This window comes from Candidatus Binatia bacterium (genome assembly GCA_029243485.1).
In the GTDB taxonomy this organism is placed as follows: domain Bacteria; phylum Desulfobacterota; class Binatia; order UBA12015; family UBA12015; genus VGTG01.
Genome location: JAQWRY010000072.1, coordinates 21777 through 46766, shown reverse-complemented (window position 1 = coordinate 46766; position 24990 = coordinate 21777). Strand labels below are relative to the sequence as shown.

Sequence of the window (24990 nt, the reverse complement as noted above, 5' to 3'; positions counted from 1 at the left end):
GCCGCTCAGCGCAGAATGCGCGTCGTCTTCTCCACCAGGACCGGCGCGCCGGTGTCGGTCTTCACGTCGAGGGTGACCTCGTAGAAGCAGAGGGGACCGGACTTCCCTTCCTTCTCGTAGAGATCGGTGAGGGTGCGCTTCGCAACGAGATAGTCGCCGCAACGAATCGGCTGGGAGTACTGCGTCTTGATCCCACCGGCCATCACGCGCGGGAAGGGTAGCTCGGGCAGGAGCGGATCGACGGTGATGCCGTCCGGGGTCATCCGATCGAGCGACACCACGTCCCAGAACAGCGCCACGTAGAAGAGGGGTGGCGCCTCGACACCTTCGAGATACTTCGGCAGCTTCTGGCGAGTGGCGATCGAGTACTTGCGGATCTCCCGGCGCGTCGCGAGCTCCATCACCGGCACGCGCGAGCGACCGACGTGCGACAGCATTTCCGATGTGAGGCGACTCATACGCTTCGTTCCCGATTCTTCCAGTACGGTTCCCGCAGCTGCCGCTTCAAGATCTTTCCGGTGGGAGCCTTCGGGAGTGCCTCGACGAAATCGACCGAGCGCGGCTTTTGATACGAGGCCAAGTGGGTTCGCGCGGTGTCGATGATCTCCTTCGCGGAGGCCTCCTGGCCCGGCTTCAGAACGACCACCGCCTTCACCGACTCGCCCCATTCGTCGTCGGGTACACCGATCACCGCGGCTTCCAGGACAGCGGGATGCTTGTGAATCGCAGCCTCGACCTGAACCGAGTAGACGTTCTCTCCGCCGGTGATGATCATGTCCTTCGCTCGGTCGACGATGTAGACGTAGCTCTCGGCGTCCCAGGTGGCGATGTCACCGGTCCACATCCAACCGTCGCGAAGCGTCTCCGCGGTGAGCTCCGGCTTCTGCCAGTACTCGCGCATGTTCGCGGGCGAACGCACCAGGATCTCACCGGTCGTCGTACCGTCGCGCGGAGTCGTGTGGCCGTCGGAATCCGCGACCCGTATCTCGGTCACGAAGCCCTCGCGACCGCAGGAGTGAAGCCGTTCGGCGTGCACGCCTTGGAGAGCATCGCGATGATCTTCTTGAGACAGGAAGGTCATCGTCGCCCCCTCCGTCTGCCCGTACCCCTGGATCACCTCGCACGGGAACGACTCGAGTACCGCCTGAACGACATTGGGCGGCATAGGGCCGCCGCCGTACTGAATGTTGCGGAGGCTCGACAAGTCGAAGCCCGAAAATCCCGACTCGGCCATCATCCAGTTCAACATCGTCGTGATGCCGAGGAAGGCCGACACCCGCTCTCGCTGGATCAGTTCGAGCGCCAGGCGCGCGTCGAAGTTCATGAGGACCAGGGGACACCCGTGCGCGAGATAGTTCATCGCGAGCACCATCGGGATGTGGAACATCTGCCCGGTGAGCATGTAGACGTCGTGCGGCACGATACGCTCCGCGACGGTCTGGTTCAGCATGCCCATGGTGGCACTACCGTGCGTGTGCAGGGCGCCCTTGGACTCCCCGGTCGTCCCCCCGGTGTAGAGGATGAAGAACGGATCGGCGTCGACCGCCTCGATCGATTCGTCCGTGTCGTCCGAGCGATCGAGGAGGCTCTCGTAGCTCTTCTCGCCGCCGCCGTACTCGAGCCAGTGCTCCACCGCCACCAGCGCACGGAGCTCGGTCGCCTCGGCTTCGAACTCACTCGAGAAAACGATCGCGCGCGGGGCCCCGTTTTCGAGGATGCGGGCCATCTCGGCGACACCGAGTCGCCAGTTGAGCGGCTGTGAGATCAGACCACGCCGGCCGGCCGCAAAATACACCTCGAGGAACTCGACGCTGTTCTTCGAAAGGATCGCGATGCGATCGCCCGGCGCGAGCCCGAGCGCACCGCGCAGCCCGTTTCCGAGGCGGCGTACGCGATTCTCCAACTCACCGAACGTGACTCGGCGTCCGGTCGTCGCATCGATCACGGCCTCGCGGTTGGGATGGAGGCGTGCGTGCTTCGCGGGGATGGTTCCGACGTTCACCTTGCGACGCCTTCGTCAGTACGGGCGATCGAGAGAGAGAAAGCGCTCGCGGAAGCTCCAGCCGTTCCCGTCGCGCACCACCGTGTCACGATAAAGACCGGCGGACAGAACCGAGATCTCTCCGCCCGCGGTCGCGAGCAGGGTCAGATTCGACAAGACCACCGCCGTGTCGCCCTCTTCCGATTCGAAGAAGACGTTCGAAATCACGTGCCGCCGCTGGTCGGTCTGCGATTCGATCGACCCGCGAATGAGGTCGAGCACCGCGACGCGCCCGTCGTAAGGCCCCACGACATCACCCCCCGCGATCCGCAGACGCATCTGAGCCGCTTCCGTGAAGCAGGCCTCCATCACGTCGAGACGCTTCTCGTCGTAGGCCCATGCGGAGCGTGCGAGAAGCTCCTGGATCGTCTGCTTGTCTTCGATGGAGAGTGCACTCATGTCTGGTCCCTCGGTGGGTCGGCTGAATGGCGGGCCTCAAGGTTGTCGATGCACCTCCAACGTGCAAGCCCCGTGCCCCGGGGCAGCGCCGGGCGCGGCGTTGGCACGGGACATCCCCCCCCGCGGGGAGCATCATCCTCCTAGACGACCCGACAACCGCGATCGACAAGATCACCGCCCTCAAACGCGATGTCGGCCAAAAAGCAGATCTCCTGCGGGAGGCGCCTCGCAAACGAAAAGGTGAAGAGTTCCATGAAGCGCTTCACCAAAGAAGTCATCCCGCCGGTTCGCGACCGGTAGGACTTATGGGGGACGTCGTGCCTTAGAGCACGTCCCTCCGGACTCGCGGCAACACTTCCCGGGCCAGGTACTCCATGCGGGCCGAGCCCGATTCGATGGATTCGCCTGGGAATTGGGCCCAGAAGTGGACGTCTTTCACCTGCGGGTACTGGCGGAGCATCGCGGTGAGGTTTTCGACCGCCTGGTCGGCGGTCCAGAGTTCGTACAGGCCGTTCTCGATGGCGGTGGGGGCATCGGGGAACTGCGGAACCTCGCCGGGAGGTCCGAAGGCTCCCCACTTCACGTACTCGTTGATCTGGTAGAGCACGTGATCCCCGACGTTCGCGGCCTCGCGCTCCGGGTCCGCCGCGACGATCGCCCAGTTGCCCGCGAAGATCGCGCCGTCTGTAGGTGATTTTCCGGCCTTCGAGAGGCCTTCGAGATAGACATCGTGCCCGATGCCCCCGGTGGACAGAAAACCGTCGCCGATCCGGGCCGCGCGCTCGATCGGCGCGTCCGCCATGCCGCCGAGGAGAAGGCGGGGCGCGTGCTCCGGAGTCGGCGTGACGCGGATATCGCCGAAGGAGTAGCGCTTTCCCTGGAAGTCGATCGGATCACCGCGCCACGCTCGACGAACGATCTCGACCCCCTCCTCGATCAGACTCGGGCGATTGATGAGCTTCCGCCCGAAGGCGTCGAACTCGAGCTCCCGGTAGCCGATCGCCACACCGAGATCGAAGCGCCCACCGGTCAACAATGAGACCGTGGCCGCGTCTTCAGCGAGCCGAATCGGGTTGTGGATCGTGATCAGCATCAGGTTCGTGCCGATCCGCATCCGCTTGGTCCGGCTCCCGATCGCTCCCGCCAGGACCAGCGGCGACGGCGTGTAGCCGTCCTCGCAGAAGTGGTGTTCCGTCAGCCAGACGGAGTCGAAACCGATCTCCTCCGCCCAGGTGATCTGCTCCAGGGTCTGCTCGTAGAAGCGCTCGAACGGCACCCGCCACGGCTCAGGGTTCCGGAAGTCGTACCAAAGGCCAAAGTTCACTTGTCGTGCCACGGGCTCCGTCCTATCGCCGTTACCCGGACCCCACAACGCTCCGCGTGCATTCCGCGCCCCATGCATCGCTGCATCACGGAATGTCGAAATGCATCGATTTGACGACTTCCGGGCCGTCTGAAGCCCGTTTGGGCGGGCCCCTGAGTTGCTTCCAGTTCTCCCTGAGTCGGCTGTGAAGTACAGGTGTCGGCTCTGAAGCCCCAGGAGGCCCAGATTTGATCTCCCGCGAAGAAGCTCTCGACGTCTACCAGCAGCTCCGAACGATTCGATCGTTCGAGGAACGGCTCGACACCATGATGAAGGCCGGCAAGCTCGCCGGGTTCCTCCATCTCTACGTCGGCCAGGAGGCCGTCGCGGTCGGCGTCTGCTCCCACCTCAACGAGCGCGACTACGTGAGCTCCAACCACCGGGGCCACGGCCACTGCATCGCCAAGGGGGTCGACCTCCGGGGGATGATGGCCGAACTCTTCGGTCGCCAGACGGGCATCTGCAAGGGCAAGGGCGGCTCCATGCACATCGCCGACATCGACCTCGGGATGATCGGGGCAAACGGGATCGTCGGCGCGGGAATCCCGCTGACCGTCGGCGCGGCGCTCACCGCGTCGATCAAGAAGACCGGTGGCGTCGCCATCGCGTTCTTCGGTGACGGCGCAACGAATCAGGGGCAGTTCCACGAGGCTCTGAACCTCGCCGCGACGTGGAAGCTGCCCGCCGTCTTCATCCTCGAGAACAACGGCTACGGCGAAGCCACCCCGCTTGAGTTTGCCGCGCCCATGACGGATCTCGCCGTCCGCGCCAAATCCTACGCGATGCACAGCCTGGTCGCCGACGGCATGGACTTCTTCGACGTGTTCGAGAAAGCAGGCGAAGCTATCGAACGCGCACGTAACGGCGAAGGCCCCACGCTGGTCGAGTGCAAAACCTATCGCTTCCTCGGCCACTTCGTCGGCGACCCGATTGGCTACCGCAGCGACGAAGAGCTGAACGACTGGAAAGAGAACCGCGACCCCCTTCCGACCTTTGAAGAGAAGGCCATCGAGATGGGCCTCGTGAGCGAAGAGGCGCTCCGTCGTATCGACGCGGAAGTCACCGCAGAGATCGACGCCGCCGTCGAAGCCGCCGAGGCGGCCCCCTTCCCTTCCCCCGAAGACGTCCTCACCGACGTCTACGTGACGGAGTAGATCCATGGCGCGCACTCTCTCCTTCACCGACGCAATCAACGAGGCCCTGCACATCGCGATGGCGGCCGATGACGACGTAATCGTTCTCGGCGAAGACGTCGCCGGTGGCGGCGGCCGCAAAGATCAAGGCATCGAGGACGCCTGGGGCGGCCCCTTCGGCGCGACCCGCGGCCTCATCGGAAAATTCGGTGCCGAACGTGTCCGCGACACGCCGATCAGCGAGATGGGCTTTATCGGCATGGCCGTCGGCGCCGCAGCCACCGGCCTACGTCCTGTCGCCGAGATGATGTTCATCGACTTCCTCGGCGTCGCGCTGGACCCGCTGCTGAACCAGGCATCGAAGATGCGCTACATGTTCGGCGGCAAGGCTCGGGTGCCCCTCACGCTGCGCACGAACGTCGGCGCCGGCAACCGGGCCGCGAGCCAACACTCGCAGGCCCTCTACGGCATGACCGTCGGGATCCCCGGTTTGAAGACGGTCATCCCCTCGACCCCAGCCGATGCCAAGGGCCTCCTGCTCGCGTCGATCCGCGACGACAGCCCGGTCATCTTCTGCGAGACGAAGTCACTCATGAACAGCGAAGGGGAAGTCCCCGAGGGCGACTACGAGATCCCTCTGGGTTCCGCGACCGTCGTCCGCGAAGGCGGTGACGTCACGCTGGTCGGGATGGGCCGAACCGTTCACACCGCTCTCGAAGCGGCGGAGTCGCTCGCCGAAGACGGCCTGCAAGCGGACGTCGTCGACCTCCGCTCTCTGTACCCGCTCGACGAAACCACGGTACTCGCGAGTCTCGAGAAGACCGGTCGCCTGGTGATCGTGGACGAAGCGACACCGCACTGCGGCGTAGCCAGCGAGATCGGCTCCCTTTGCATCGACAAGGGGTTCGACTTCTTGAACGCGCCCGTGAAGAAGGTCACCGCACCGCACACACCGGTTCCGTTCAGCCCGGTTCTCGAGGACGCCTACATGCCGTCGCAAGAGAAGATCATCGCTGCCGTGCACGAACAGCTCGGCTGGAACACCTGATGCCGACTCCGATCGCCATGCCCAAGCTGGGCATCACGATGGAGGAAGGTACGGTCGTAGAATGGCCGTACGCCGTCGGGGACCGTGTCGAGAAGGGCAAGGTCGTCCTGATCATCGAATCGGAGAAAGCCGAGATCGAGATCGAGGCGGCCGAGGCCGGCGTGATTCGCCACTACTACGTCGAGAGCGGCGACACCGTCCCGTGTGGGACGCTGCTTGCTGCGGTCACGGAAGGCGACGACGATTCCTTCGACGTCGCCGCGTTCGAGAGCGCGCACGCCGAAGAGACCGCGGCGAACGCGGGGGCCGCTCCCGCGCGCAAGCCGACCCGGCCGGCCGTCCGAGCCGCCACACCGGCACCGAGCCGCCGGCCCGGCACCGCACCGGCCACACCCGCGGCCCGCGTTCTCGCGCGTGCCCTGGAGGTCGACATTTCCCGCGTCACCGGCACCGGTCCGGGCGGACGCATTCTACGCGAGGACGTGGGGGAGTGGGCCGAGCGCCGGAAGCGGCTCATCGCCGTCGCGGACGACGTCTCGCTGGACGTTCCCCAACACGGCGACGGCACGGCCGTCCTTCTGCTTCCGGGCCTCGGCACCGACGTCTCGGCCTTTGCCCAACAGATCCCCACTCTCGCCGCGGACCATCGCGTTTACGGCGTGAACCCACGCGGGGTCGCCGGCTCCGATGCGCCGGAGCAAGACAGCTACTCCGTCGCGCAGGCGGCCAGCGATGCGGCCGCTGTCTGCGAAGGCTCCGTCCACGTAATCGGAGCGAGCCTCGGCGCCGCGGTGGCGCTCGAGTTCGCCCTGACGCAGCCGAAGCGAGTCCGTTCCCTTACCCTGATCACGCCCTTCGTCGTGAGCGACGCGCGCCTCGATGCGGTCTCCGACAGCTGGTCCCGGCTCGCCGGCGACGTCGCGCCCGACGTTCTCGCGCGCTCGCTTCTGCCCTGGTTCTTCTCGGCGGAGTTCCTCGCCGATGACGGCCGGCGCGAACGAATCGTTCGCGGACTCGGCACCACGGTGTCCCGCGTTCCTGCCGCGACGCTCCACCGAGCCGTCGCCGGCCTTCGCGACTGGTCCGGTACCCGGAGCGACGACCTCGCGAAGCTCGCCGTTCCGACGTTGGTGATCGCAGCGGGGGGCGACCTCCTCACTCCGAATGCGGAGGCGATCGCCGCGCCGATCCCGGGCGCAACGCTCGTCGTCGTCCCGAATGCCGGACATGCCGTCACCATCGAAGCACCCGAGGCCGTCAACGAGGCCCTTCTCGCCCACGTCCGTGCCGCGAGTTGAACCGAAGGAGTTGTCCATGCACACGTTCGTCTCGCGCTGTTTACTGGCCCTCGTACTCGCGGCCGGGTTCGCTGTGCTGCCCGCGTCCAGAGTGGACGCCGCCGATCTCGCACCCGAGGACCGCGTGGCGCTCCTCAACCTCATCTCCGCGTACAGCCACGAGTGGGACGGGGGCGATCAGAAGGGCTGGGTCGATCTGTTCCAGGACGACGCCGTCATCCAGGCCTCGTTCCGCGGCCAACTCGCGTGGAAGTACGGGTCGAACAAAGAACGCGCCAACTTCATCAAGGGCTTCTACGACAACTCCGTGAAGATCGGGATGCTCCAGTCCCGTCACTTTCAGACGAACACGATGTTCACCGCCCAGGACGACGGCACCGTGCATTCGGACACGATGTTCGCCGTGACGTTCCAGTTCAAGGGCGAGCCCGCCCCCCGGTTCAGCAACACCGGCATCTACCGCGACCACTTCGTGAAGACCAAGGCCGGGTGGAAGTTCTCTCTGCGCGACATCCTCGTCGACCAAGAGCCGCCGCCGGCCGAATGATCGGCGACTAGAAATCCTCGCGCGTCACGTCTTTGCCGCGCAGGCGCGTGGTCCCGCGCAGTCGGTCGCGCTTCCCCGTCTGGGGGTCTGGTTCCAACACGACCTACCCGCCCGGGAACCGATTCAATCGGTGGCCGCGTTACACCGCAGAATCGCTTCCAGGCTCCGCCCTACGTCCTCCTCCGTGGTCGCCCAAGACGACACGCTGATCCGCATGGACACGCGATCCCGCCAAACGCCCTCGCCACACCAGCACGTGCCGTCGCGTTGGACCGCGTCGATCACGCGGCGCGTCCGAGCATCGTCACCAAAGGAAACCAAAACCTGATTCAGAACAACGTCGTTGCGCACGTCACAACCCGCGTCCGAGAGAGCCACGCCGAAGCGCCTGGCGTGTGCGCAGCAACGCTCGACCTGGTCGGCGACACCCTGCCGTCCCAAAGAATGTAGCGCCGCCCAGACCTCCGTGCCGCGGGCCCGACGCGACGATTCAGCCGTGTAGTCCATGGGCTCGCGCGACTCCCCCATCAAGAGGTAGGGAGCGCGCATCGCGAACGCGCTGCGCAGAGCCTCTCCGTCCCGTACGCCGGCGAGGCCGCTGTCGTAGGTTACGTTCAGCCACTTGTGGAAGTCCGTCGCCCAGGAATCCGCCTGCTCGAGGCCCACGGTATGAGCGCGCGTCGAGGGCGCGGCCGCGGCCCACAATCCGAAAGCACCATCGACGTGTACCCAGGCGCCAGCCGCATGCGCGTGCGCACAGATCTCCATCAGCGGATCGAACGCACCGGTGTTCACGTTCCCTGCCTGTGCACAGACGATCGTCGCATCGTCGAGATCGCCGAGCGCCTCGGGGCGCATGCGCCCCTGTGCGTCTGTCGGGACGGCTCGCACGCGGTTCTTGCCGAGCCCCAGCACGGCCAGGGCCTTGCCCAAAGTTGAGTGGGCTTCCTCACTCACGACGACCAACAGCGGTGGGGAACCGGCGAGCCCGTCTGCTTCCACATCCCAACCCTTGCGCGCCAAGAGGGCATGCCGGGCCGCTGCGAGCGCCGTGACGTGCCCCATCGTCGTACCCGTGACGAACGCGGCCGCCGTATCGGAAGGAAGTCCCAGTACGTCGAGCGTCCAACGTAACGCGATCGCTTCGATGCGTGCTGCAGCCGGTGAAGAGAGCGTATTGAACGCGTTCTGGTCCCACGCCGTGGTGAGCCAACTCGCCCCCAACGCGGCGGGAAGCACGCCACCGGTCACGAAGCCGAAGTAACGTCCGCCGGTCGATCCGACCGTCGCTCTCGATGCTTCGTCGAGGAGGGCGATCGTGTCTGCGGGCGCACACGGAGCCTCGGGAAGGCCTCGGTCGAGGGCGGCCATCTTCTCGAGTGCCGGCAGCCCCGGAAAGGGAGCCCGTGCATCTAGGTCTTTAATGTAGCGCGCCGCGCGATCCGCGACGTCGTGAAGTAGTGAGGGGATACCTCGGAACGGTGAGGACTCGATCGGCATAATGCGTCGAGGTATGCCACTCGGGTGCCGACGACCAGCCGTCGCCTTTCTACGAGCTTGCGACCGGGCCTCCGTCGGGCATAGCCTCGGTTGGAAGGGCATTCCGTAGGAGCGCAAGGTGCTCGCGGCCGACTACTCTTCCACGCGCCCTCCTCGCGACGGGTAAGCCCACGCTTCCGATCCTGTTCTTGAACGGCAGAGCGATCTCCGATTCCACAGCGATCATCGAGGCGCTGGAAGGCGCCCAGCCCGCGCTTAACCTGTACCCGCAAGATCGGACGGACTGTCGCCGCGCTCTCGAGCTCGAAGATTTCTTCGACGAAAAACTCGGTTCGCCGGTCCGGGCCGACCTCATCGGCGGGGCATTGTACGCGGAACCCGCAAGGGCCGTGCGCGCGCTCCATGCGGATGGGCAACCCGGCACGAAACCTCATCCAGACGATGCTGCCGGTCTTCCGGCGGTTCTAAATGTGGCGGCACAAGATCACCGAGGACGGCGTCGTCGGGGCGCGCGAGAAGATCCGTTTCTGCCTCGATCGGATCGAGTGCGAGATTCAACCGAGCGGATACCTCGCGGGCTCGCAGTTCAGCGTCGCGGATCTCACCGCCGCCGCCCTTGGCCGAGGCGAAGCCGAGCTCGACTGGATCCAGCAACCACCGTTCGGGTTCGCGAGCACGATCTAGAGAGCATAGAGCGCTCCATTGCCCGCCCCTGATGCACATAGTACCGGGTCAGGGTTCGCCTCGAGCACCGTTTCACGGTGATCGCCCCTTCAACCACAGGAGATTCAAATGGCAGTTCGCTTCGATGAAAAAGTAGCGGTCGTCACCGGAGCGGGTGGCGGTCTCGGAAGGCAGCATGCTCTCGAACTCGCGCGACGTGGCGCGAAGGTCGTCGTGAACGATCTCGGCGCGTCCGTCGATGGCACCGGCGGCAACAGCGAGGCAGCCCTCGCCGTCGTCGACGAGATCAAGAGCGCGGGTGGCGAAGCCATCGCCAATGGCAGCTCGGTCAGCGACCGCGCCGGTGCCGAGAAGATCATCCAGGACACGCTCGATGCCTACGGACGCATCGACATTCTGATCAACAACGCGGGCATCCTGCGCGATCGCACGTTCAAGAAGATGACGCTCGACGACTTCCAGCTCGTCGTCGACGTGCACCTCATGGGCAGCGTGAACTGCACCCGCGCCGCGTGGGAGCACATGGTCAACCAGAAGTTCGGCCGCATCGTCATGACGACGTCATCATCGGGCCTCTACGGCAACTTCGGGCAGTCGAACTACGGCGCCGCGAAGCTCGGCCTGGTCGGTTTCATGAACACCCTGAAGATCGAGGGCGCGAAGTACAACGTTAAGGTCAACACGGTTGCCCCCGTCGCAGCGACCCGAATGACAGAGGACATCATGCCGAAGGAGGCGCTCGAGGCCCTGAAGCCCGAGCTCGTGACCCCGGCGGTCCTGTTCCTCTGCAGTGAGGACGCGCCCGACGGCACGATCATCGAGGCGGGCGCCGGGTACTACAGCAAGGTGCACATCGTCGAGGGACAGGGCGTGCACCTCGGCAAGGATGTCAGCGTCGACGACGTTGCAGCCAACTGGTCGAAGATTTCCGACATGAGCGACGCGAAGCCCTACAACGCCGGCGGCGACGTCACGATGAAGATTTTCGGAATGCTGAGCTGAGATCCACGGAGGGGGCGCGAACACCGCGCGCCCTCCGGCTCTCTCCGGCGCAGAATTCGGATGGCAGCGGGTGCCGTCCGAAGATTGCACCTGCGACCAAAGTGCTCGTGTCTGCGGCGCCCGCTGTAGGCACGGGGCTTGCGTATCCTGCGTTACGGCCGCCCGACTGACTTGGGCAGTGCCGAACGGACGGGAGACAAGATGAACCTTCGCGAACGCGTGACCCATGCAGGGATCCTCGCCGGCGCCGCAGTGGCGATGGGCTACGAACGGCTCCGCTACGGAGTGGCGTTCGACCCCCGAGGCAGCGCCAACCAGGAGGATCCCTACCCGCAGTACCGACGCCTGCGCGAGATCGACCCGTTCCATCGCAGCCCGCTGGTGCCGGGGTACGTTCTCACTCGGTACCAGGATGTCGTCGACGCGCTTGCCGACACGCGACTCTCTTCCGACGAGCGGAACTGGAAGCGCTATCCGATGATCGCCGCGCGACGCCGCAACATGGGCCTACCCGAGCCGTACACCGACGGCGGCACCGGCATGCTGCGGATCGATGCACCGGACCACACCCGCCTGCGGAGTCTCGTGAGCAAGGCGTTCACGCCGCGGGCCATCGAGCGCATGCGGACCCGCGTCGAAGAACTCGCGCACCAGTGGCTCGAGCGCGCGGCGGACGGAGACGAGATCGAACTCATCGCGGATTTCGCAGCGCCGTTGCCGGTTACCGTAATCGCCGAGATGCTCGGCGTTCCGGCCGAAGATCACGAGCGTTTCCGCCACTGGTCCGATGAGGGCGTGCGGGTCCTCGGCTTCGGGAGCGGCGACGACATCCGGCGCAGCCTTCTCGCACAAGCCGAGCTTCGTTCCTACCTCGAAGAGATCGTCGAACAGCGCCGGCGTGATCCACGCGACGACCTGCTCTCAGGCCTCGTCGCCGCCGAGGAAGACGGCGACCGACTCTCGGCGGGCGAGCTCTTCGCCCAGACGATGCTGATTCTCGTAGCCGGGAACGAAACGACGACGAACCTCATCGGCACCGGCATGGTTGCCTTGCTCCGAAACCCCGAGCAGATGGAACGGCTTCGGGCGGAACCGGAGCTCATCCCCAGCGCCGTCAACGAGTTCTTGCGCTACGATAGCCCCGTACAACTCACGTCTCGCATGGCCCCCGGGGATCTCGATTTCAAGGGGCACCGGGTCCAGAAGGGCGATCAGCTCGTGCTGCTCCTGGGTGCAGCGAACCGCGATCCCGAGGTCTTCACCAACCCCGAGATCCTCGACGTCGCCCGCGACGAAAAACGAGCCCTCAGCTTCAGCCACGGCGTGCACTATTGCCTCGGCGCCCAACTTGCGCGCCTCGAGGGCGAGCTCGCCTTCCGAGCTCTCCTCGACACCTTCTCCGAGATCGACCTCGCAACCGACCAAATCACCTGGGGCGATAACACGATCCTCCGCGGCCCAAAGGCCCTCCCCCTTCGCGTCCGCCGCCGCCCCCGCCTACGCGCCTCAGCGGCGTGAGGAGGGGACGTTGGTTAGTCGCGCGAATTTTGTTTAGTCGCGGTGGAAGATCAGCTCGGGCCGGGATGTTTGGCGTCCGCGACTAAACAAAATTCGCGCGACTAACCAACGTCCCCTCCGTACTCGACCAGGCGGAGGGTCGTGTCTGGGGTGCCTTCTACGTAGATGGAGCAGGAGCCCCAGCTTTCCGGGATCGTGAGGGAGATGTCTTCTTGGTAGTCGAGGCGCATTTTGCGACGGTCGCATTCGATGCTGAGGGCGGTGATCTTGCCCTCGACGTCCTGGACGCCGACCTCGCGGCGCAGAGGGCGGTGACGCCAGACGCCGCCGTCTGCGGCCAGGGCCGGCTCTAGCTTGCCAGGGACCGCGAAGGACTTGCCGCTCTTCTCGAGATCGCGAATCTCGGCGGCCGTCGGGCCGAATATCACCATGGGCTGAGCACCGCCGTCGAGTGATTCGAACGTGGCGAAGAGATCGAGCGCGTCGCGATAGCGACGCGCATTCACGAGGCCCTGGAAGCGTGCGCCGAGACCAGCGAGGCGTGCGTCCTCTTTCAAGAAGCGTCCTCCACTGATCGTCGCGCGCTCGAGAGCTTCGACCGCGCGCGCTTCGTCCTTATCGTTCGCGGCTATCCGAGACTCCAACAACTGCAGCCGCGCCGCCTGCGTCAGCGTGAGCGGGCCGTCTTCCGCGAGATCTTTCAACGCACGCTTCGCGTTGTCGAACTCCTCTTCGTCGAGGAACGCCGCAGCGCCCTCCAACGTTGCAGTGGTCTTGGCGGCGAAGGGAGATCCGACCGTGAAGAGCTGGATGTCACAGACGTCCGCCTCCTCCGTCGGCTTGCCGTCGAACTGCGCCGGCTTGAACTTCCAACCCTCGGCCGCGCTCTTCCCCGCCTCGGCGAACTCCTCGTTCGGGCTGAGGTCGATGACCCGAACGTCTCCCACCGTTCCATCCTCCTTCACCGTGACGCAGGCCGTGACCCACCCTTCGATTCCGGAGCCCGCCTGATGATTCGGAGGCTTCAACTCCGGCGCGTGCGTCCGCTTCGCCGGCTCGAATCCGGCGGCCAAAGAAGAGCCCGCTACGAGAGCAGACGAGAACACGATCGCGAGCATCGGGGCCACCCGGCCTCCACAAGACAAGGAAGTCATCCCCTCCCGCTACTGTAGATCCCGCACCGGCTTCAAGAGCACCACGTAGGCGCCACTCAGCACCATCGAAACCAGGCCACTCGACAGGAGGGTCACCTGCGTCCCGAACGCACTCGTGACCGGGCCGGCCTGCAGGTAGCCGATCGGCGACGAGGCAAAGAAAGCTAGTGAATACATGGTTATGAGCCAGCCCATCATCCGCGACTCGGTGTTCTCCTGGAGAAGCGCAATCACATAGTTGATGAAGACGGCCGCGCCGGTGCCCCACCAAACCAGAACGAGAGCCGAGATGTAGAGCGTCTCGCTCAGACCGTAGAACGTCAGGCCCGCTCCGCCCGACACCATCGAGAGGCAGATCGCCAACCCGCACCGTGGAATCGGCCATACGGTGAGCGCCAACGGGCACAGGAACACCTAGACGCCGAAGCATCCCCGCAGGATGCCCACCCACTTGTCCCCCGCCTGCACAATGTCCGGAACCACGATCGGTACGGTCACGGAGAACAGCCCGATGAAGAAGACGCCGGGCAGCGTCGCGAGGAGGATTAGGGCGAGAAGGGCCGGACGCTCCCGGATGTAGCGCACCCCATCGTTCCGAAGATCACGCCGTTCTGAAGCTGAGACGGCGACACGAACTGCGGAAGCATGCTCTGTCGAGCCGGATTCGTGAAGGCACCCGCAGCGCCCACCATCGCCCCCAGCGGGAACACGGGCCAGATCGCGCGCGTCGAAGCCGGCGAGGAATACGTAGACGGTCGAGACCACCGCCACGACGCTTTACGTCCGCACGAGAACCCGGCGCCGCTCGACGCGATCCGCGAAGGCGCCACCAAACAAAGTCAGGAAGGCCCCCGGCAGGCTCTGCACGATCAGGGCCGCCGCGATCGCAAGAGCCCGTTATCCGCCTCGACGCGATCGCGAATGAAGAGTGGTACGGTGACGGCCTGAATACCGATCCCGGTCGCCGCGACGAGAGACGCTAGCCACCACTGAACGAAACGCCCTAATTGAAACGGATTGCGGGACTCTTCCGAATACGATTCCGAGCCGGCCTCCTCGCCCGTCATGACGTCACCCCCGTCACCCGCTCAATCACCTCGAGGAGCGAAGCTCCGGAGAGTTCCTCACCGGTCGCGTGCGGGATGTCCGCTCCACAGTGCTGCCGCACCGCACGACTCTCTTCTTCCGAGCCGAATACGAACCCCGCCGCACCGGAGATCGCGGCCCGCAGAAGCCTCGACTGCAAGATCTCCAAGTCCCGCAACTGCGGCACCACGACCGACGGCGCGCCGACACACGCGAGCCCGAAAGCGGTCGTCGCGGTTTCGAGTCCGAAGAAGACGAACACGTCGTAGCCGGTCGCCTCGGCGGCGAGATGGTCGAGGAGAGCCGAGGAATAGGGTCCGCGCTCCTGCATCCACCGCGCTTCGAGCGCCGGCTCCGCTTCCCCTTCGAACACGACGGCCGCGAGCCGACCCGCAAGCGCGGGCACCGTCGCGTAGTCCGACCGAAACCGGTGCCGGCAGAAGGATTCCACCTGCTCTCGACCCGGCGAAAAGAAGTCTCGCAGGGAACCGTCGTCCCGCCGGCAGGTGGTCAGAACATCGACCGAAGCGCGGGACGCAAGCTGTTCGGCGACCCCCCCGCACGAGTGATCACTGGGCGCGACAAGAGCGATTTTCATGAGAGATTCGGCGCACGGCGCTGCGTCCGCGACCGTCCCTCAGCACGGGCTGGGAGTCAACCGAACGCGCGGGTTCGTCCCGCGGCCTTCAATTGCTATCTCGTTACAGGAACGATGACGGCTCCGGTCTACCTACTCGTCCAAGGGATGTATCTCCGCGCGGATTCGATCGCGTTCGATACCGCATTCCAGTACCGGCTCTTCCAAAGCTGGGGACTCCCGGTCCAGGTCTTTGCGGAGCGCGTCGATGCCAGGAACTACCCCGGCATCAATGCTCGCCCGGTAGGAGAACTCGCGGAGGCGCTGCGCCGCGCCCCCGGGCCGGTCATCTACCACTGGGTCGACGGCTGGCAGGAAGGTGATGAGTTGCTCCTCGACGCCAGAGCGCCCGTCGTCCTGCGTTGGCACAACAACACCCCGCCCTGGTTCTTCGCGAGCTACTCCCCGGCGCCTGCGTACAAGACCGTTCGAGGCTTCCTCGAGCTGCTCCGCGTGGCCGACGCGCTCCCGAACGCGCGCGTGTGGACGAACTCCGAGTTCTCCCGCCGTCAGCTCGGCGTACTCGGCATCACCGAAGACCGCGTCGACGTCGTCTATCCCGCCTCCGCGTATCTCGAATCGCCCGCGCCGAGCGAGCCGGACGAGACAACCGAGCCGGCCAACGGAAAAGCTCGGGCGTCCGCCAGCGAACCGATACGCCTCCTGTTCGTCGGCCGCGTCGTCCCCCACAAGGGACACTTTCACCTCATCGCCGCGGCGCGCGAGGTCGCGGAGATGAGCGGCCGTGAGGTCCGCGTCGTACTCCCCGGACGTCCGGATCACGACATGCGTCGGTACGTGTCGGAAGTCCGTGCACTCGGCCAGCGCCTCGGCGTCACCGTCGACCTCCCCGGAGAGGTGAGCCACGAAGAGCTCGACCGCGCGTACCGTGATGCCGACGTCTTCGTCGGGCTCTCGGAGCACGAGGGATTCGGACTACCGATCCTCGAGGCCATGACCCGTCACCTTCCGGTCGTCGGCTACAAGTGCGGTGCGGTCGCAGAACTGCTCGACACGCATCCGTTGGCCGTCGACGAGCTCGACCCCGTTGCCATCGCGCGCCGGATCCTCGCCGCGCTCGACCCGGCCGCGCGGTGTGCCGTCGTCGACTGGCAGAAGCGCTCGATTCTTCCCCGTTTCTCGAATGGCATCATCAAGAAACAGCTGCACACCGGTCTCCAGAACGAAGGAATCGAGCTGTCCGCGTCACCCGCTGCTGCGCACGAGCCATCCGCCGACGACGATGCCTGCCCGGGCGAAGTGCGCTCTGCGCTGGACCGCGCCCTCGCCCTTCCCGCGCCTGAGCTCGGTGCGTCGGTCGACCTGTCCCGCGACACGAATCCCCACTTCGTCACCCGCTACGACCTCGCAGCGTACCACGCCCTGCTCAGCAGCGCCGAGCGTGGCGACCTCCGGGGCCGCGCCCTCGCCATGGAGTTCGGATCCCACCGCGAAGCCCTCGGCGGATTCATGGGGCGCCTCAAGAAGGGGATCCTCCGCCTGCAGGACGGACTGGTTCGAACGATCGAGATCTCGCACAACGATCTCGAGGGCCAACTCCGGACGATGAGCGACCGCGTCGACGCCCTGTCGGAAGAGCTCAAAAAAATCGGCTCCGACACGCCGAAGAAGCGCTGACCTAAGTCGAACCGTCCACCCGACGGACGAACGCATCGAGCGCCGCCCCAAACCGCTGCGGCGTGTAGACCTCGAGCCGCTGCCGCTGCCGTTCGACCACATCCCGACGAAGCTCTGCATCCGAAAGCACGAGCCCAATCGTCTCGGCGATCCGCGGAACGTTCCGCCCGTGCACGAGAATCCCCGCATCCCCGAGCGTTTCGGGAATCGCGCCCTCCGCGCGAGCCACGACCAGAAGATCGTGAAAAATCGCCTCGACGAGTGGCGCGCAGAATCCCTCGTGCTCGCTCATGCAGAGGAACAGGTCCGCGACTCGGTAGTAGGCGACGAGTTCGGGAAAAGACACCTTCCCCGCGAACACCACGAAGTCGGCGACTCCGAGCGAATCCGCCACCCGGACGAGATCCTCCCGATACGCGTCGATCTCCGGCGCGGCGCCGACGAGCAGGAGCCGCGACGCCCGGTCGACGTAGCGGTGGTACCAAGCGAAGACGCGAATCACGTCTTCCTGCCTCTTGTTCGGGGCCAGACGCCCCACGAACAAGAAGTTCGTCCAGCCATCGGAGTAGCGCTCGACGACGGCAGGGTCGGGCGCGGTGTCGGAGAACAGCCCCACGTCCATCGGAAGCGGCAAGAGGCCGACGTCGGCGTACCCCGCGGCCGAGAGCTCGGCTCGATTGAACTCCGAAACGGTGAGCGGAATGTCAACGAGCGACCGCAACGGGTCGAGCGCCGCGCGCGCGCGCGCCGCCGACCACCGCAGGTCCGCACTGTAGGGTGCGAAGTAATGTTCCGGCGTGATGTTGTGATAAATCATCGCGAGTCGCCCCGGGAGGGTCCCGAGGCGCTCGTGGATCTCTTCCGACCAGAACGCGTGATGATACAGCGTGACCGCGTCCGGCGACGTCGGCATCTCCTCAAGCGGGCGCGTCGGCTCGGTGGCGAGAGGATGCCTCGAGGGCGCGAAGAGATCGGACTCGTGGCCCTGGGCGCGCAGGTGTCGCTGGATTGCGATTGCCTGATTCGCCACCGCGTCGCCATACTCGAGGCTCGCTAGGAGCTGGTGAATCTGCATCGGAGCGGCGGCCGCGCGTCAGCCTTCCTTCGCTCGCCGGTCGCGACGAAGCGCGTCGTCCACGAGAACCGTCGCGTTTTCATCGAGCAAAGCATGCTCCGCCGTCCGTAAGGCCGAGAGCCGTTCGAGCACACGCTGCAAGGCGACGTGAACTTCCTTCTCTTGGTCCAGGTGTCGCTGCACTAGCTTCCGGACGATTCCCTTCAACGCCAACTCCACGCGACCACCGAAGCCGGTGCGTGTCGTCGTCACCTCTCCGAAGCGCCCCATGCAGTCACGCAACTCTCGGATCGACTCGTCGAGCGACTGAAGCTCGAGGGCGATCAAATCCGTTCGCCCCAAGGCGAGCGGTGGAGACTCGCCACTACGTGCCCGCACGCCGACGTCGACCGCCGCGCCGAGCGCACTCGTCCGATCGTGCGAACCGCGCACCTCGACCGCCTCCGCTCGATCCGACTTGTCTCTCGTCTCACTCATGGGTTCCCCGAGGTTGGAGCACAATGGCGCCCCGCGCTCTAGTGCCCCGCCCAGGAAGTCTGTTAACGAGGCGACAGAAGGGGAACCAGACCATGTCGCTGGCCATGTCAAAGGAACAACGAGAGACCTTCCTTGCCGCAACCCGCATCGGGATCGTGAGCGTGGAAGAAGCCGGCCGCGGACCGTGCAGCGTCCCGGTCTGGTATCAGTACGAGCCCGGCGGCGTGCTGCGCTTCGCGAGCGGCCGCGAATCCCGCAAGGCGAAGCTGGTCGCGAAGGCTTCGCGCATCAGCTTCTGCGTTCAGACCGAAGCCCCGCCGTATTCCTACGTGAGCGTCGAAGGACCGGTCTCCATCGAGCCGATCGACTACGAGCGGCACGTGAAGGAGATGGCGATCCGCTACCTCGGCGACGAGATCGGCCTGGGCTATCTCCAGATGACCCACCCTGACGAAAGCGTCGCCGACACGATTCTCGTGGCGCTCACGCCGAAGCGGTGGTGGAGCGTCGACTACAACAACCTCTGAGTCACGCGCACGTCGCGCCATCCACGAGGATGTGCTCGCCGTTCACGTGGTGCGCATCTTCGGAAGCCAGATAGGCGATCGCCGCGGCAACCACGCTCGGCGCTTCGCCCCCGGTGAGCGCCATGCTGCGTTGGATGATCTTGAAGTCGGCGTCCTCGGGAAATCCGGGAGGGGCCGCCATCGGTGTGTCGATCTGCCCAGGCGCCACCGAATTCACGCGAAGCCCCTGCTTCCCGAACTCGACGGCCAACATCCGACTCATCGTGAGGATCCCACCCTTCGAGGCCGCGTACGCCGCCGCATAGGGTGTCGCGCGAAAACAGATCGACGACGCGGCATTCACGATGTTCCCCTTCACTTCGAGAAGATGGGGAATCGCCGCCTGGCACATGTAGAATGTGCCGGACAGGTTGATGTTCAGCACCTGCTGCCAGGTTTCGATCGAGAAGCTCTCGGTGTGACCCATCCGGATGATCCCGGCCATGTTCACCAGGGCATCGAGGCGACCGAAGCGCTCCACGCAGGCCGCGACCGTCGCACGACAGGCTTCGGCCTGGCTGACGTCGCACCCGTGAGCCGCCCCTTCCCCACCGAGTTCGCCGACCCGAGCAACGACCCCCGCCAGGGGATCGGCGTTTACGTCGACGCAGAAGACCCGTCCCCCTTCGCTCGCAACTCGTTCCGCCGCCGCTCGACCGATGCCGGAAGCGGCGCCCGTGATCAGGACGACCTTGTTCTCGAAGCGCTTCATCCCACAAGCATAGGGGATGGATCCGGTTTTCTCAGCCCGAGCTCGCCGCGGTCGAATGGACCGAACTCGCCCGCGGTGCGACACCCACGGCGCCGAGCAGCTGATCGAACGACACCTGGAGGCACTCCGCATAGAAGCCCGGGTCCGGCATCATCTGGCGACAGGCCGTAACGCCGATGCTGATCTTCCCGGAACAGCTGAACACAGGATGAATGAGCCCCATCCCGTCCATGACCGGCCCCATGCCGTGCAGAGCGACCAGACGCGCGCCGGTGAAGTACAGCGGAATCTGCGGACCCGGGACGTTCGTGATCACGGTATTTAGGAACGGCGTGATGTTGTTCGCAAGGCCCATGCGAGTGTAGAGCCGCGCGGCCAGACCGGCGAGCGCACCCGGCATGAACTGGGTGACGTCGGTCATCGTCCTGGCACCCACTGCCGCGGCCGTTGCCTTGGATTGTTGTGTACCCTCGTGAACCTTCTGCAGCCGCTTCACCGGATCCGCCTCGTCGGAAAACAGCGTGACCGACATCATCGAGATCTGGTTGCCGGCGGCCCCCTGCTGATCAGCGGGCCGCACCGAGATAGGCGCCATCGCGACCAGGGTGTCCTCCGGCAGCTCGCCGTGCGCCTTGAGATACCGCCGCAGAGCTCCGCTACAGACGGCCAGCACGACGTCGTTCACCGTCGCACCGGCGACAAGCTTCCTGATGAGGCGAATGTCATCCAGCGCGAAGACCCTCGCTTCAATGGAGCGATGCGGCGACACGACCCCGTTGAAGCGGGTACGAGGCACAGGCCCCGAGTTCTCGACTTCGACCTCGGGATTCCCTCGGAGCATCCGTGTCAGGCCGGGAGCCACGTTGCGCACGGTGCGCGCGAACCGAAACGGGTCACGCAGGAGACTCCCCGCGTAACTCGACGCGAGATCCAACGTGCTCGGATCGGTCTCGGGCTCCCACTTCTTCTTTGGCGGAGGCGGCGTCCCGTCGATCTCGAGGTCGTGCACCGCCGCGGCGAGTTCCGCACCCGAGACCCCATCGATCGCCGCGTGGTGGATCTTGGTCAGAACCGCGAAGCTTCCCGGAGGGGCTCCCTCGACGTTCTCGAGTCCTCCGATGACGTACATCTCCCAAAGCGGTTTCGAGAGATCGAGCGGGCGGGCGTGAATCCGCGCCACCTGAATGCACAGCTGTCGCCAATCCCCCGGCTGCGGCAGCGCGATGTGGCGAACGTGGAACTCGAGATCGAATTCTGGATCCTCGATCCAGTACGGATGGTCGAGATCCATCGGGACGCGCACAACCTTCTGACGAAAACAGCGCGCGAGATGCAGCCGTCTCTCGACGTTAGCGAGAATCCCCTTGAAGGTGACTCGACCGCCGGGTGCACTGGATTGATCGTAGATCCCGAAGGAACCGATGTGCGTCGGCGAGTTCCCCGTTTCGAAGTAGAGAAACGAGGCGTCCATCCCACTGAGCTGCTGCATGTGCCAACCTCCCGGCTCGACCCCGGAATCGGGGAGTGCCAGCACTAAGCCCAAGTCCCCCACAGCGGCAAGGGAGTTCGCCGAACGAGTGATCGCCGGAGCTAAGGTGCGGGCACGCCCGCGAGGCCCTGCCCCATCAGGTCGATGAAATTGTCCTTATAGAAACTGGCCCGAGCGCGTGCCGAGATCCCTTCGAGCGAGGATTCGAAGCGCCGAATCGGGTTCCGCCCGCCCTCAACGTGCGGCCAGTCGGAGGAGAAGAGGCAAACCTCTTCCCCCGCCTGTTCGATGATCCAGCCGACCGGCTCGGCGGGATACGGTGTCACTCGGATTTGGCGGCGGACGTACTCACTCGGAAGGAGCTCGAGCTTCTGCAGACGCTCCTCGTTCCTGCGAAACGCGTTGAATGACGTGTCCATGGACCGCATCCAGCCCGGGACCCACACGGCGCCCTGCTCGATCACGCCCACCTTGAGCCGCGGGAAGTGATCGAAGACCCGATCGAAGATCATCGTCGCGAGCGTCTGCATCGGCGGATAGGGAATCGCCATATAATCGACAGAGCGAAAGTTCTCCGCGCCCCCGTGGAAGTCCGGCACCGGCGGCAATCCGTTCTCGAAGTAGGCGGGATCGAGAAGCTTGCCACCCCCGCCGACGTGGAACACGACGGGGAGGCCCGCTTCCTGCGCCATTGCCCAGACCGGGAACAGCCCGGTGTGACTCGGCGAGTGGCCCTTCGGACAACCCGACGCGACGAGCAGAGCCTTTGCCCCCATCCGGATCGACTCTTGCGCGATGATGCGGGACTGCTCGAAGTCCGCGAGCGGAACGTAGGCCGTCGCAAGCAACCGGGGGTCCACCGAGCAGAACTCGACCATGGCGCGGTTGTGCGCGCGAGCGAGGCCGTAGGCGAACTCGAGATCGTCCTTGTGCTCGGCGGCGTAGAGATAGTCGTTCGTGAACGTGTTGAAGACGAGTTGGCTTCGAAAGCCGAGGAGGTCCAGCGCCCGAGGACGGTCTTGTGCGATGAAGCTTCCGAGCGCCGACCAGTTCTTGGTCAACATGATCTCGGCCTCCGCCTTCGAGCGCCGCGCGGGTTCGGCGTGACGCCGACGCCAAACGTCGACCATGCTCTCCTCGCCGGGTTTCACCGATGCAACGAAGACGGGCTTCAGCTTCTCTCGGACACCAGGATCGGCGTGGGCGACCATCCAGTCCGGCTCTTCGATGATGTGCGCATCCGCATCGTGGATGAAGGCATCGCCGGTGTACGGAGTGAGTTCCGCGGCTTCGTTCATCGGGGGTCCCCTAAGACAGGAGCGGCAACAGGTCGCGGCCGACTCGTTCCAAAACATCGTAGCGCGGCTCCCATGCCGGGAGAAGCATCAACTGGTCCAACCCCGCCTCCTCGAGCGCCTTCAGTCGCTGCGCCAGTTCACCCGCCGTGCCGACCAAACAGGTCGATTCGATCAGCTCTCGAGACACGAAGCGCTCTTCCTCGGGCAGCACCCAGCAATTGTGGCCGGCGTGGATTCTCTGGTGGAGACGATCGTCCGGAACGTCCGCCAGCATCGCGCAGTACTCGTCCCAGATCGGTCGTACGACCTCCGGCGGCGGGTTCCCGAACTGGCGCCACTGATCGTACATGTAGTGAACCGTCGCCATGGCGAAGGCTCCGCACTCGGCGCGAACGCGATCCGAGTCTGTCCTTTCGCCGGGGTCGAGCACGCTAATCGTCGTAAGCGCCGTCGTCGGGTAGGACGCGCGGTCGAGAGTCCGACCCGCGCCCTTGGCCCCCGCGCGGATGAGATCGAGCATGATCTGCAGGACCTCGGGGCTCGGCGGCATCCCCATGACCGCGCCATCCCCGTGCTTTCCAGCGAGACCGAGCGACCGCGGACCGAAGCCCGAAACGTACAGCGGAATCGGGTCCTTCACGTTCACGAAACCATGGTCGGGCATCACGTGGCGGATCGGCTTGCCTTCGTGCATCGTCTCGTCGCCCTGCAAGAGCGCGCGCAGCGTCGTCAGATAGCGATCGAATTCCGCGATCCGATGCGGCTTCTTTCCCATGATGCGCATCGCGGTGTTGCCGGTCCCGACGCCGAGAAACGTACGGCCGGGCGCGATCGCATTGATGGTCGCGATGCTCGCCGCCGTCACGGGTGCGGGCCGCGTTCCGGAGACCGCGACACCGGTGCCGATGTAGATGCGACTCGTACGATCGGCCGCGAGGGCCAGCGTCGCGTAGCAGTCCGACCAGATCATCTGGCTGTCTGCGAGCCAGGCGTGCGTGTAGCCGAGCGCCTCGGCGCGACAGACGTAGTCCACGTCGCCGATGTGCGACGCCACGCAGACTCCGAGTTTCATCGCAGGTCCGGTGCGTAGCCGCTCGAACGATACGCCTGGCAGAAGGCCGCCTCGTCCCCCGCGAAACGCGGATCTTCGGCAACCAACGCAGGTCGTGCGAACGCCCAGGCGCCACGGGCCGAAACCGCATCACCGATGTCCTTTGCGACAATCACCATGTCGAGGCCGGGATGGCCGGTGATGATCTGCCCGAAGAGGCCCAGTGCGCTCCAGACGCCAACATCGTTCTCCTGCGTACACGAAGCCTCGGCCCCGTAGCCGCAATCCGGCGCGTCCGACAGGCCGTGGGGATTCTCGGGCCAGATCGAAGCGGGAGCGCAGTCCCCGAAGAACGGATTCTGCAGGCGGGTACTGACCCATGTGAGGTAGCCGTACGTCGTCGCCGCATCCTCAAACGACGGATGCGTCATTTTGTAGATCCAGTCCTCGGAGAGAACGCGGTTGCCGTTCCACTCGCCGCCGTTGAGCATCAACAATCCGAGACGCGCCATATCGCGTGTGGTGGTCTCCCAGGTGAAGGCGAAGATCTTGTCCGGGCCGCCGCCGGTCCACGTGGAGCCTGTCATGCCGACCGGCTCGTAGAGGTAGCGCTGCGTGAACGCGTCCAGGTCGGCGCCGAACCGGCCGGGATCCTGGTCGATCGCGGTGTTGATCACGTCGCTCAGCCGGTTGATCTGAACCGTTCCGTCCGCATCGTACGCGAACGTCTTCTGGTCGAGACCAAGGTCGTCGTTGTGCGCCACCATCGAGAGCACGTGCGCAACCTGCGCATCGGGGTTGAACGTGAAGTCGTCGAGCCAGTGGTCGACTCGGTCCGTGTCCGACAACGGCCCCGTCTTGCGTCCGGTTCGGGTGAGGTCCCGCGTCTCGTACACCGCGATCCCAGTGACCACCGCGCTGAGCGTCTTGGTCGCGGAGTACACCTCGGTCACTTCGTCGGCTCCACTCGGGTAGTACTCGTGGCAGAGCTTCCCGTAGCGAATGATCGCCCACGGCCGGTCGATCGCCTGGTCTGCCTCACGCAGCAGCGCTGGGTCGAGGCCGCACTCTTCGGCGACGCGGTCCTCCGGCACCAATTCCCAGGGCCCCGCTTCAGGATCCACGGACTCGGCGGCGGGCGCACCCTGCGAACTGTCGGTCGTCGAGGAACCACCGCAGCCGACGACAAAGAAGGGCACCAAAAGAACGAGGGGCAGGAGATAGGACCGCATCCCTTCCCCTAACCCCTCGGATTGAAGTGGGCTACTGCCAGA

Annotated in this window: 26 protein-coding genes; 10 read left to right on the top strand and 16 right to left on the bottom strand. The window is 65.3% G+C overall.

Translation table 11 applies throughout. The features are described from left to right. Positions 1-5: 5 nt before the first annotated feature. The 4 genes from P8R42_20325 to P8R42_20310 form a co-directional block, all read right to left on the bottom strand. Positions 6-458, bottom strand: coding sequence for a MaoC family dehydratase N-terminal domain-containing protein (locus P8R42_20325; protein MDG2306946.1), 453 nt, complete (start codon positions 456-458; stop codon positions 6-8). Then, positions 455-2002 carry an AMP-binding protein gene (locus P8R42_20320; protein MDG2306945.1) on the bottom strand — a complete coding sequence of 516 codons (1548 nt, stop codon included), beginning with the start codon at positions 2000-2002 and terminating at the stop codon, positions 455-457. The genes P8R42_20325 and P8R42_20320 overlap by 4 nt, the downstream gene beginning before the upstream one ends. A gap of 15 nt (positions 2003-2017) precedes the next feature. Next, positions 2018-2440, bottom strand: coding sequence for a nuclear transport factor 2 family protein (locus P8R42_20315; protein ID MDG2306944.1), 423 nt, complete (start codon positions 2438-2440; stop codon positions 2018-2020). Between the two features lie 322 nt (positions 2441-2762). After that, positions 2763-3776 (bottom strand): LLM class flavin-dependent oxidoreductase, encoded by a 1014-nt coding sequence (locus tag P8R42_20310; GenBank protein MDG2306943.1) that lies wholly within the window; start codon positions 3774-3776, stop codon positions 2763-2765. A gap of 215 nt (positions 3777-3991) precedes the next feature. Here P8R42_20310 and P8R42_20305 point away from each other — a divergent pair, with 215 nt between their 5' ends. Genes P8R42_20305 through P8R42_20290 form a run of 4 tightly spaced genes read left to right on the top strand, consistent with a single transcriptional unit; the run spans position 3992 to position 7829 of the window. Then, entirely contained in the window at positions 3992-4957 is a 966-nt protein-coding gene (locus tag P8R42_20305; GenBank protein ID MDG2306942.1) for a thiamine pyrophosphate-dependent dehydrogenase E1 component subunit alpha, read from the top strand. Positions 4958-4961: 4 nt separating this feature from the next. After that, positions 4962-5984 carry an alpha-ketoacid dehydrogenase subunit beta gene (locus P8R42_20300; GenBank protein ID MDG2306941.1) on the top strand — a complete coding sequence of 341 codons (1023 nt, stop codon included), beginning with the start codon at positions 4962-4964 and terminating at the stop codon, positions 5982-5984. Then, positions 5984-7282 (top strand): alpha/beta fold hydrolase, encoded by a 1299-nt coding sequence (locus P8R42_20295; protein ID MDG2306940.1) that lies wholly within the window; start codon positions 5984-5986, stop codon positions 7280-7282. Before P8R42_20300 ends, P8R42_20295 begins: the two co-directional genes overlap by 1 nt. Positions 7283-7298: 16 nt before the next feature. Continuing rightward, positions 7299-7829, top strand: coding sequence for a nuclear transport factor 2 family protein (locus tag P8R42_20290; protein MDG2306939.1), 531 nt, complete (start codon positions 7299-7301; stop codon positions 7827-7829). Positions 7830-7952: 123 nt separating this feature from the next. Here P8R42_20290 and P8R42_20285 read toward each other — a convergent pair whose 3' ends face one another. Then, on the bottom strand, positions 7953-9329 hold the full coding sequence (locus P8R42_20285; protein MDG2306938.1) for an aminotransferase class V-fold PLP-dependent enzyme: 1377 nt from the start codon (positions 9327-9329) through the stop codon (positions 7953-7955). Positions 9330-9797: 468 nt separating this feature from the next. Between P8R42_20285 and P8R42_20280 the strand changes: the two genes are divergently transcribed. From P8R42_20280 to P8R42_20270, 3 genes are all read left to right on the top strand, one after another. Beyond that, positions 9798-10013, top strand: coding sequence for a glutathione S-transferase domain-containing protein (locus tag P8R42_20280; GenBank protein MDG2306937.1), 216 nt, complete (start codon positions 9798-9800; stop codon positions 10011-10013). 108 nt (positions 10014-10121) lie between these two features. Continuing rightward, positions 10122-11015 (top strand): SDR family oxidoreductase, encoded by an 894-nt coding sequence (locus P8R42_20275; GenBank protein MDG2306936.1) that lies wholly within the window; start codon positions 10122-10124, stop codon positions 11013-11015. Positions 11016-11216: 201 nt separating this feature from the next. Next, positions 11217-12533: a cytochrome P450 gene (locus P8R42_20270; protein ID MDG2306935.1), complete on the top strand. Its 1317-nt coding sequence runs from the start codon at positions 11217-11219 to the stop codon at positions 12531-12533. Between the two features lie 101 nt (positions 12534-12634). On the opposite strand, the gene P8R42_20265 is transcribed toward P8R42_20270, so the two are convergent. From P8R42_20265 to P8R42_20255, 3 genes are read right to left on the bottom strand one after another with little or no spacing between them, the layout of a single operon-like run. Next, positions 12635-13687, bottom strand: coding sequence for a TonB family protein (locus tag P8R42_20265; GenBank protein MDG2306934.1), 1053 nt, complete (start codon positions 13685-13687; stop codon positions 12635-12637). 9 nt (positions 13688-13696) lie between these two features. Beyond that, entirely contained in the window at positions 13697-14086 is a 390-nt protein-coding gene (locus tag P8R42_20260) for a hypothetical protein (protein MDG2306933.1), read from the bottom strand. Between the two features lie 15 nt (positions 14087-14101). Beyond that, complete coding sequence (locus P8R42_20255; GenBank protein ID MDG2306932.1) at positions 14102-14272, bottom strand: hypothetical protein; 171 nt, start codon at positions 14270-14272, stop codon at positions 14102-14104. Positions 14273-14332: 60 nt separating this feature from the next. Here P8R42_20255 and P8R42_20250 point away from each other — a divergent pair, with 60 nt between their 5' ends. Next, positions 14333-14635, top strand: a complete 303-nt coding sequence (locus tag P8R42_20250; GenBank protein ID MDG2306931.1) for a hypothetical protein — start codon at positions 14333-14335, stop codon at positions 14633-14635. A gap of 115 nt (positions 14636-14750) precedes the next feature. Here P8R42_20250 and P8R42_20245 read toward each other — a convergent pair whose 3' ends face one another. Next, positions 14751-15371, bottom strand: a complete 621-nt coding sequence (locus tag P8R42_20245) for a hypothetical protein (protein MDG2306930.1) — start codon at positions 15369-15371, stop codon at positions 14751-14753. Positions 15372-15485: 114 nt separating this feature from the next. Here P8R42_20245 and P8R42_20240 point away from each other — a divergent pair, with 114 nt between their 5' ends. Then, positions 15486-17048, top strand: a complete 1563-nt coding sequence (locus P8R42_20240; GenBank protein MDG2306929.1) for a glycosyltransferase family 4 protein — start codon at positions 15486-15488, stop codon at positions 17046-17048. 1 nt (position 17049) lies between these two features. Here the strand turns inward: P8R42_20240 and P8R42_20235 are convergent, their stop codons facing one another. Further along, on the bottom strand, positions 17050-18123 hold the full coding sequence (locus P8R42_20235; GenBank protein ID MDG2306928.1) for a glycosyltransferase: 1074 nt from the start codon (positions 18121-18123) through the stop codon (positions 17050-17052). A gap of 18 nt (positions 18124-18141) precedes the next feature. Then, entirely contained in the window at positions 18142-18600 is a 459-nt protein-coding gene (locus P8R42_20230) for a hypothetical protein (protein MDG2306927.1), read from the bottom strand. Positions 18601-18692: 92 nt separating this feature from the next. On the opposite strand from P8R42_20230, the gene P8R42_20225 reads away from it, so the two are divergent. Continuing rightward, positions 18693-19127, top strand: coding sequence for a pyridoxamine 5'-phosphate oxidase family protein (locus P8R42_20225; GenBank protein MDG2306926.1), 435 nt, complete (start codon positions 18693-18695; stop codon positions 19125-19127). 1 nt (position 19128) lies between these two features. Here P8R42_20225 and P8R42_20220 read toward each other — a convergent pair whose 3' ends face one another. The 5 genes from P8R42_20220 to P8R42_20200 all read right to left on the bottom strand — a co-directional run bounded on the left by P8R42_20220 (position 19129) and on the right by P8R42_20200 (position 24948). Then, complete coding sequence (locus P8R42_20220; GenBank protein ID MDG2306925.1) at positions 19129-19878, bottom strand: SDR family NAD(P)-dependent oxidoreductase; 750 nt, start codon at positions 19876-19878, stop codon at positions 19129-19131. Between the two features lie 31 nt (positions 19879-19909). After that, complete coding sequence (locus P8R42_20215; GenBank protein MDG2306924.1) at positions 19910-21367, bottom strand: wax ester/triacylglycerol synthase family O-acyltransferase; 1458 nt, start codon at positions 21365-21367, stop codon at positions 19910-19912. 101 nt (positions 21368-21468) lie between these two features. Then, positions 21469-22665 (bottom strand): amidohydrolase family protein, encoded by a 1197-nt coding sequence (locus P8R42_20210; GenBank protein MDG2306923.1) that lies wholly within the window; start codon positions 22663-22665, stop codon positions 21469-21471. Between the two features lie 10 nt (positions 22666-22675). Then, a complete protein-coding gene (locus tag P8R42_20205; protein MDG2306922.1) occupies positions 22676-23737 on the bottom strand; it encodes an LLM class flavin-dependent oxidoreductase in 1062 nt (353 codons plus the stop codon). Continuing rightward, a complete protein-coding gene (locus P8R42_20200) occupies positions 23734-24948 on the bottom strand; it encodes a hypothetical protein (GenBank protein ID MDG2306921.1) in 1215 nt (404 codons plus the stop codon). The genes P8R42_20205 and P8R42_20200 overlap by 4 nt, the downstream gene beginning before the upstream one ends. Positions 24949-24990: the final 42 nt, after the last annotated feature.

What these genes read in the sequence shown, in the direction of transcription:
- P8R42_20275 (MDG2306936.1), top strand. Translation starts at nt 10,122, where the DNA reads ATGGCAGTTCGCTTCGATGAAAAAGTAGCGGTCGTCACCGGAGCGGGT.
- P8R42_20300 (MDG2306941.1), top strand. Translation starts at nt 4,962, where the DNA reads ATGGCGCGCACTCTCTCCTTCACCGACGCAATCAACGAGGCCCTGCAC.
- P8R42_20225 (MDG2306926.1), top strand. Translation starts at nt 18,693, where the DNA reads ATGTCGCTGGCCATGTCAAAGGAACAACGAGAGACCTTCCTTGCCGCA.
- P8R42_20325 (MDG2306946.1), bottom strand. Translation starts at nt 458, where the DNA reads ATGAGTCGCCTCACATCGGAAATGCTGTCGCACGTCGGTCGCTCGCGC.
- P8R42_20205 (MDG2306922.1), bottom strand. Translation starts at nt 23,737, where the DNA reads ATGAAACTCGGAGTCTGCGTGGCGTCGCACATCGGCGACGTGGACTAC.
- P8R42_20220 (MDG2306925.1), bottom strand. Translation starts at nt 19,878, where the DNA reads ATGAAGCGCTTCGAGAACAAGGTCGTCCTGATCACGGGCGCCGCTTCC.
- P8R42_20215 (MDG2306924.1), bottom strand. Translation starts at nt 21,367, where the DNA reads ATGCAGCAGCTCAGTGGGATGGACGCCTCGTTTCTCTACTTCGAAACG.
- P8R42_20315 (MDG2306944.1), bottom strand. Translation starts at nt 2,440, where the DNA reads ATGAGTGCACTCTCCATCGAAGACAAGCAGACGATCCAGGAGCTTCTC.
- P8R42_20240 (MDG2306929.1), top strand. Translation starts at nt 15,486, where the DNA reads ATGACGGCTCCGGTCTACCTACTCGTCCAAGGGATGTATCTCCGCGCG.
- P8R42_20250 (MDG2306931.1), top strand. Translation starts at nt 14,333, where the DNA reads ATGCTCTGTCGAGCCGGATTCGTGAAGGCACCCGCAGCGCCCACCATC.
- P8R42_20270 (MDG2306935.1), top strand. Translation starts at nt 11,217, where the DNA reads ATGAACCTTCGCGAACGCGTGACCCATGCAGGGATCCTCGCCGGCGCC.
- P8R42_20230 (MDG2306927.1), bottom strand. Translation starts at nt 18,600, where the DNA reads ATGAGTGAGACGAGAGACAAGTCGGATCGAGCGGAGGCGGTCGAGGTG.
- P8R42_20285 (MDG2306938.1), bottom strand. Translation starts at nt 9,329, where the DNA reads ATGCCGATCGAGTCCTCACCGTTCCGAGGTATCCCCTCACTACTTCAC.
- P8R42_20265 (MDG2306934.1), bottom strand. Translation starts at nt 13,687, where the DNA reads ATGACTTCCTTGTCTTGTGGAGGCCGGGTGGCCCCGATGCTCGCGATC.
- P8R42_20200 (MDG2306921.1), bottom strand. Translation starts at nt 24,948, where the DNA reads ATGCGGTCCTATCTCCTGCCCCTCGTTCTTTTGGTGCCCTTCTTTGTC.
- P8R42_20290 (MDG2306939.1), top strand. Translation starts at nt 7,299, where the DNA reads ATGCACACGTTCGTCTCGCGCTGTTTACTGGCCCTCGTACTCGCGGCC.
- P8R42_20245 (MDG2306930.1), bottom strand. Translation starts at nt 15,371, where the DNA reads ATGAAAATCGCTCTTGTCGCGCCCAGTGATCACTCGTGCGGGGGGGTC.
- P8R42_20235 (MDG2306928.1), bottom strand. Translation starts at nt 18,123, where the DNA reads ATGCAGATTCACCAGCTCCTAGCGAGCCTCGAGTATGGCGACGCGGTG.
- P8R42_20295 (MDG2306940.1), top strand. Translation starts at nt 5,984, where the DNA reads ATGCCGACTCCGATCGCCATGCCCAAGCTGGGCATCACGATGGAGGAA.
- P8R42_20280 (MDG2306937.1), top strand. Translation starts at nt 9,798, where the DNA reads ATGTGGCGGCACAAGATCACCGAGGACGGCGTCGTCGGGGCGCGCGAG.
- P8R42_20210 (MDG2306923.1), bottom strand. Translation starts at nt 22,665, where the DNA reads ATGAACGAAGCCGCGGAACTCACTCCGTACACCGGCGATGCCTTCATC.